The sequence below is a fragment of the Synergistaceae bacterium genome (assembly GCA_031267575.1).
Classification (GTDB): Bacteria; Synergistota; Synergistia; order Synergistales; family Aminobacteriaceae; genus JAIRYN01.
This window is the reverse complement of record JAIRYN010000055.1, coordinates 20694-27378: the sequence shown is the minus strand read 5'-3', so window position 1 is coordinate 27378 and position 6685 is coordinate 20694. Positions and strand designations below refer to the sequence as shown.

The 6685-nt window shown below is 51.1% G+C and carries 6 protein-coding genes; all 6 read right to left on the bottom strand.

Annotated elements, in window-relative coordinates; all coding sequences use genetic code 11:
• A partial coding sequence (locus LBJ36_09415) for a hypothetical protein (protein MDR1379249.1) occupies window positions 1-222 on the bottom strand: 222 nt, incomplete at its 3' end.
• 448 nt (window positions 223-670) lie between these two features.
• Window positions 671-2131 (bottom strand): hypothetical protein, encoded by a 1461-nt coding sequence (locus LBJ36_09410; protein ID MDR1379248.1) that lies wholly within the window; start codon window positions 2129-2131, stop codon window positions 671-673.
• A gap of 22 nt (window positions 2132-2153) precedes the next feature.
• Window positions 2154-2999, bottom strand: coding sequence for a laccase domain-containing protein (locus tag LBJ36_09405; protein ID MDR1379247.1), 846 nt, complete (start codon window positions 2997-2999; stop codon window positions 2154-2156).
• On the bottom strand, window positions 2996-4300 hold the full coding sequence (locus LBJ36_09400; GenBank protein MDR1379246.1) for a bifunctional folylpolyglutamate synthase/dihydrofolate synthase: 1305 nt from the start codon (window positions 4298-4300) through the stop codon (window positions 2996-2998). The genes LBJ36_09405 and LBJ36_09400 overlap by 4 nt, the downstream gene beginning before the upstream one ends.
• 45 nt (window positions 4301-4345) lie before the next feature.
• A complete protein-coding gene (gene moaCB, locus LBJ36_09395; GenBank protein MDR1379245.1) occupies window positions 4346-5428 on the bottom strand; it encodes a bifunctional molybdenum cofactor biosynthesis protein MoaC/MoaB in 1083 nt (360 codons plus the stop codon).
• Between the two features lie 59 nt (window positions 5429-5487).
• Window positions 5488-6564, bottom strand: coding sequence for a GTP 3',8-cyclase MoaA (gene moaA, locus LBJ36_09390; protein MDR1379244.1), 1077 nt, complete (start codon window positions 6562-6564; stop codon window positions 5488-5490).
• Window positions 6565-6685: the final 121 nt, after the last annotated feature.

Sequence of the window (6685 nt, the reverse complement as noted above, 5' to 3'; positions counted from 1 at the left end):
TTTTTCTTTTTCTTTTTGAGCCGCCCGTTCATTAGAGTTTTGCATCGCAGTTCCGAATAAATCCCCAAGCGCTTGGCCTAATTGATAATATGGATCAGGCCCGACATATATTCTGCTTGGAGTTGGATTTGGAGCCACAATAATATCAGCGTAAGCAAGATTTTGATAAAATAGAATAATCATTATAAAGCCACACCCTATTTTAATTATACGTTTCATCATTTAACCCTCCTCCTGCGATGCTATATTATTGATTACATACTTTGCACGGTCAGTGGCCGTCCCTAATCGCGGCCTAAGGAATCAAATATCATTGGGAAAAATAAGCATCCTACGATACATTGTAAACATTGCCCAGCTAATAAGATGAAGGACAATAAAATAAAAAATTTTTTTCTTTAAAATAAAAAAGTTCTTTCTTTGTCGTTATTTTCTTTTTTTAAAAAAACCATATGTAAGAAGCTACACCAGCATAGGGCCCATACTCTATAAGCACAGTAAGTAGAAATATCAATGTAGAAATATCAATATCGTAAGTTTTAAATCCAAAATATAATTTGACTGTAGAAGATCAGTCTCTATTTCTGATCAAGCTAGCCTCAGCCCAAATTCGTAGACGAAGAGGCTTGCGGCTGGCTTGTGGCTAATCAACCTTGACCGGCATTGTCTCTCATTTTTTAACGCTTGCCGGATCTTGTAGATCTTCCTTGATACCCGCAATCTTCCTTGCACATTCGGCATACTTTTCAAAAGGTGTGGCAGCCCGCACGACCAACCTGGCTCCGTCAGGAGAACCTCCCCCATGCATACAGCCCGGCACACCCGCCCCTATCGTCAGCCACTCCGAAAGACGAGCCGCTCTCACTCGGGACTCGGCCGAACAATCTCCGGCCTTCAAATACTTCTGAATCAGAGCGCCATACTTTTCGTCAGTAAAGTCCTTATGAGAAGGCATACAGCCTGTCTCCACGACGCCACCTCCAATTTCCTGGCATAGGCGTTTCGTTTCATAAGGCAACGTGGCTACGTGAATTTTATTGGTGTGCGCCATGAGGCTGTCGGCAATCCACACACCAGACGGGTCTTTTGTACCCAAGGCGATGGCTCCCACTCCGACGCCATAGGTTGTCTCGTTGTTGACCGCCATCTGAATCAATTTGTCCATAAACGTCTTGTGAGATAATCCATTTGCGCGCGCCATATTGACGGCGGCTCCGATCATCACGTCGCCCTGTCCGCAAACACAAGCCCCAATACAGGCCCTGTAATTGGCCGTAAAGCTCTGCAAAACCTTTCCGGTGTGTTTGTATTCACCGCACAGAAAGACCCTGTCGTTGGGGACGAAGACGTTCTCGAAAAAGAGATACGCTTGTGTGTGTCCCGTGTCGGGAATATCAAAGCCCTCTTGGTATTCACGGTCATCGCTGGGCCTGCGCGTCTCCACGATGGTTAGACCTTCGATGTCCTTCGGTATGACAAAAGCCACAGCGTAATCTTTGTCCTCTTCTTTGTACGCATTGCCGGGCATGATAAAAATTTCATCGGAGGCCGCGACGCCGCAGATCATGCTCTTTGCCCCGCGAACGACGATTCCGTCCTTTCTTTTCTCTACAACTCTTAAGTGAACGTCCGGGTCGATTTGTCGAGAGGGTTTCAGGCTCCGGTTGCCTTTAGCGTCCGTCAACGCGCCGGCCACCAATAACCCTCGCTCTTGCGCGAAGAGAATCCATTTTTCCAGGCGTTCGTGATAATCGGAGCCATTTTCACGGTCGATGTCGCTGGTTACCGCCCAAAATACATTGAGAGCGTTCCAGCCTACGCACATCCCGCCCACGCAAGCTCCGTTGGTTTGAAAGTTAAGCCGCTTCAATTGGGCGTTGCGGATCATGTCCTCCGGGCTTCGCATCAAGCTGTTGAAACGCATAATTTCCTGCCCCGTCAGACTCGATTTTGTTACGTAGACGTCTTTATATTCGGGCTGCCGCGCGAGATCGAGGCTTCTCGCGTGGCTTTCCACTGCACGTTGCGTTGCGGGATGCGTCGTGACGTCGGCAATGGCTTCGCCGTTTTTGTGGATATTGGGTCGCATTTTCTTCAAAGATGCGAAGTAATTTTCTCGAGTTCGTATCATAACTTTCACCCTCCAGGACATACTATTCCGAAATCCTCGCCCACAAGAACATTCGGCGTTCACGTTCTCCGCGTCGGTAAGAGTAACAAAACTCCGGGCAATCGCAAGTGTCGATTCCTGCACAGAAAATCCGACTCTCCTGAATTCCCGCGTCTTTTAACTGGCATTTCAACTCCCCCGCGATGTCGAAAAAAAATTTTTCGCCTCTCTCGCCCCCGCTCTTCACATTTTCCTTGTGAAAGGACTGAAGTCCCCGCAGCGTCCACTCATCCCGGTCCCTCGGATAGTTCTCGCCTCCGACACAAGGGCCAACCCACGCTTGAGCCGAACGCGCGGCCTCCATCCCATAACGGTCGCGCGCTTTCTCCAAGCCTACCTTCACGATGTTCTGAACCGTTCCCTTGTAGCCCGAATGCAACAAAAGGGCCCATTCGTCACAATCTCTCGTTTCTTCTCCTTCACGCGAAGGTAAGATGACGATGGGAGCGCAGTCCGCGAAACGCAAAGAGGCTTCCAACCCCTTGCCCGTTCGCAGCGCCTCACGCGTGTCCAGCAAAATCCCATCTCCCTCGACTGGGGGTGCCGATGCCCTTCGTGTGTTTTCGATAACCGCGTCCAGGACCGTTACTCCATGAACCTGTCGGGGCGCCACCATCGACAAGGGCTCACCCAGCAAAGGCGTCAAAACCTCCCGTGAGCTCATCGCGTCTCCCAAGCCTTTATCGAGCAATGCGCCTTTGAAGAAAAAACGGATATCCAAACCACCCAAGCCCAAACGCAGCCACGTCTGTCCTTGGGCTTCCGCCATCGTGAAATTTTCTGGCGCGAAAGCACTGAGTGAAGCCACCATAGGTATTTTACACTTCAAGAAACTTGTATACCGAGCCTGGAACGCGTCCAGCCAACCAGATAAAGACTTCCACAGACGATAACCACATCGTTTTCTTTAGAAGCTGCGGCTATTGCGTCCAGAGGATTCTCAAATCCCACGACGCGGTTGCGCCAAACCATGCTCTCCGCGGCCTTCGCCACGTTACCCGCCGGCAGGCTGCGCTCCATACCTGGAACGCAGGTGGCATAAAGCGCGACCCCCAATTCGCTCAAAATTTCGAGACATGAAAGGTAATCTTTATCCTTCATGACGGCATAAACGATACCCATTTTTTTGTATCCCCAGATCTCGGTAAGACTGGCAGCTAGTTTTTCCACCCCATCCAGATTGTGCCCACCATCCAGAACGATTGAGGGATTCCGGGAAACGACCTCAAGTCGCCCCGGCCAACGGGCATTCAGCATTCCGGAACGTATCGCGGAGTCCGTCAAGCGGTCGAAACGCCCCCGCAAACGCGAAAGAACCGAAAGAGCCAGGGCTCCGTTAGCGGTTTGGTAACGACCCAGCAACCCTGTACGGACTTGTTCCAATTCTAGATCAGGCGCGAAAAAATCGAAGATGCAACCCGTTTCCGCAATGGTTACTTTGTTGAGCCGCGCGTCTCGATATACCACAAAAGGTTTTGCGCCCGCGGCAAAGCAAAATTGCTCGAACAAAGGGATGAGAGATTCCGTGTCTCCCAGGTAACAGGCGGGAACACCCGGCTTCACAACCGCAAATTTCTCTCCCGCAATGGCCTCTAGAGTGTTGCCCAAAAACTCGGTGTGATCCATAGAGATCGATGCCACCGCAGTACAGGCCACGTTCGGCAATAAGTTCGTCGCGTCGAGCCGGCCACCCAAACCTGCCTCGACAATCGCGATATCAGCCTTTTCTTCCTCAGCCAACAGGAAAGCCGTCGCCGTCACCAGCTCGAAATAAGAAGGGGGATCCTCCCGCAAGAAAGGATCCCGCGTTATGGCATCCGTTGCCCTCTCCGCGCTGCACATCCACTGCTCTGGACTCAGAGGCTCCCCATTGATCAGAAGGCGCTCTCCGGGGCTTTCCAGGTGAGGGCTGGTGTAAAGCGCGGTCTTATAACCGGCTGCCCGAAAAACGGAGGCGAGAAACGCGCAGGTCGATCCTTTGCCGTTGGTGCCGACCACATGAACGGCAGGATACGCGCCTTGGGGGTTTTTCAGCACTTCGAGAAGCCGTTGAATTCTGTCCAACCCCGGACGTATCCCGGAGGACGCGTACTGGGTCATGCGTTTTTCTACATCATCGAAAGAAATCAAAACCAACAACTCCTTTAAACTACTACGGAATTTTTATGTAACCCTTTAATTATTCCCGCACTCGGAGTCTTCGTCCCAACTATTGAGGGTTCCTATCGCATGACGCAAGGCGGGCCGGATCGCCTCGAAACATTGTTCCGCCCCTCGCCTGCTGCCTGGCAAGGCAATGATCAAACATCGCCCTCGAATCACAGCGAGCCCCCGTGACAATGGAGCATTGAGCGTGTATTTCCGAGATTCCGCGCGCATCATTTCCCCAAATCCAGGAACGACTCGATCAGCAATTTTCTCCAAGACATCCGGCGTCACGTCGCGCGGAGATAACCCCGTGCCTCCGGTCGTTAAGATCAACTGCACACTTTTCGACCACGTTTCGAGAACCCTGGTTATATCGGAACATTCATCAGGCACTATGACTCGATGCAGGACCTCCGCTCCCATCGATTCCAAAAGATCACACAAAACGGGCCCCGCTGTATCCTCTCGCTCCCCTCGGTAGCCTTTGTCACTGATGGTCAAAAGACCCGCCAGAAAAGAACGCTTCTCGACTGACACTCCATGTGAACCACACTGCGCGTGTGAACCGCGCTGCGCGACGGATCCCTTCTCGCCACTCTCCTGCTGGAGGTCCGCAACGTCCGCGACATAGCCGCCACTCTTTCCTCCGCTTTTGCGCAACAGGCGCACTCCCTCGATGGACATTCCCTTGTCGATGCCTTTACACATGTCGTAAATCGTCAAAGCGGCAACGCTCACCCCCGTCAAAGCCTCCATTTCCACGCCCGTTACATCGGATGCTTTGACGAAAGCCTGTATCCTCACCCTTTTGCTCTGGGCGTCCAACTGACACTCGACACGAACGTCGTTCAGTCGTATGGAGTGACAAAGGGGAATGAGTTCCGGCACCCGTTTGGTCGCCATAATTCCCGCCAACTCGGCGATTTTCAAGACGTCACCTTTTGCCGCTGAGCAAGTCTCGACAGCACGCGTTATTGCCTCAGTCAAATTCACAAAACCTTCGGCCACAGCCTCACGCAACGTGGATCGTTTGTCGGAAACATCCACCATTACGGGGTGTCCTTCTCGCAAATGGGACGAAAGTCCACCCTCGGTCAAAAATTCCTTCATAAACGTCCCCGCCACAGAAACTTGTCAAAATCGTCCAGATATGATGTCAACATTATAATTCAACCTCCTATTTTGTGCATGTCGATTCGTCCTCGATATGAGGTCAAGCCCACCTGAGGTTTCAAGGCCGCGGCATGGAGAATCAGATCGCGGAGATTTTCTTCGTCGCGGGCCTTGAGTGCGTCGAAAATTGAAATTCTCTCACCATAAAAAAGGCAGGATTGAATTTCTCCAGTGGCGGTGAAGCGCAGGCGGTTGCAGAGCGCGCAAAAATGTCGAGACACCGCAGAGATGACGCCCACCTGTTGTCCTGTGGCGATGTTGACGTAATAGCGAGCAGGCCCCAAGAGGGCAGGTGAGGGAAGCGCGCCGTTTTCTTCATTTTTTTCTTGCCACGCATTTTTTTCTTGCCACTCGTTTTTTTCTTGCCACTCAGAAGCGCTTGACACAATGGGCAGCCGGGACAAAATTTCGGAAAACGGCATGAATCCCTCCTGACTCCAAATAGCGGGGTTTATGGGCATAAATTCGATAAAACGCAATGTGATTCCCCTTTTGAACGCGAATTGAGTCAGATCCGCAATGGAATCGTCGTTGAAGCCGCGAATCGGAACCGCGTTCATTTTCACCTGGGCTGTTCCTGCGGACAGCGCGAAAATCAGGGCGTCGATGCCATTCAAGACCGACTGCAGTTCACCGCCTCGTGTCATGAAAGCGAACTTTTCCGGGTCTAGGGTGTCGAGGCTCACGTTGATGCCGGATAAGCCCATACGAGCCAGAAAGGGCGCGTCTCGCGTCAATGTCGACCCATTGGTCGTCAAAGCAATTTCGAGTTCTGGAAAGGATTCACAGATTTTTTTCAGAAAAGAGAGCATTCCTCTGCGCGTCAGAGGTTCTCCGCCTGTAAAACGAACCTTCTTCACTCCCAAACCTCGTAGTGTTTTCACAAGAAAAAGTATATCCTCGTAGGAGAGAATTGCTTCGTGAGGAACCCATTCAATTCCGTCTTCCGGCATACAATACCGGCAGCGAAAGTTGCAGCGATCCGTTACGGAAATACGGACGTAATTCAACCTCCGGCCAAAAGAATCCCTGAGTTCCCTATTCTCATGTTTCTTGCTCATGTACTCCGGCATTTTGTTTCCGTCCTCATAAAGAAAAAATCCCCAAGGCTTTCCCACGTTTACGCCTCAGAGACTTCTATCATTTTTTCTCGTTTTTTCTCGTTTTATTCATTTTTGTTCATCTTATCCATTT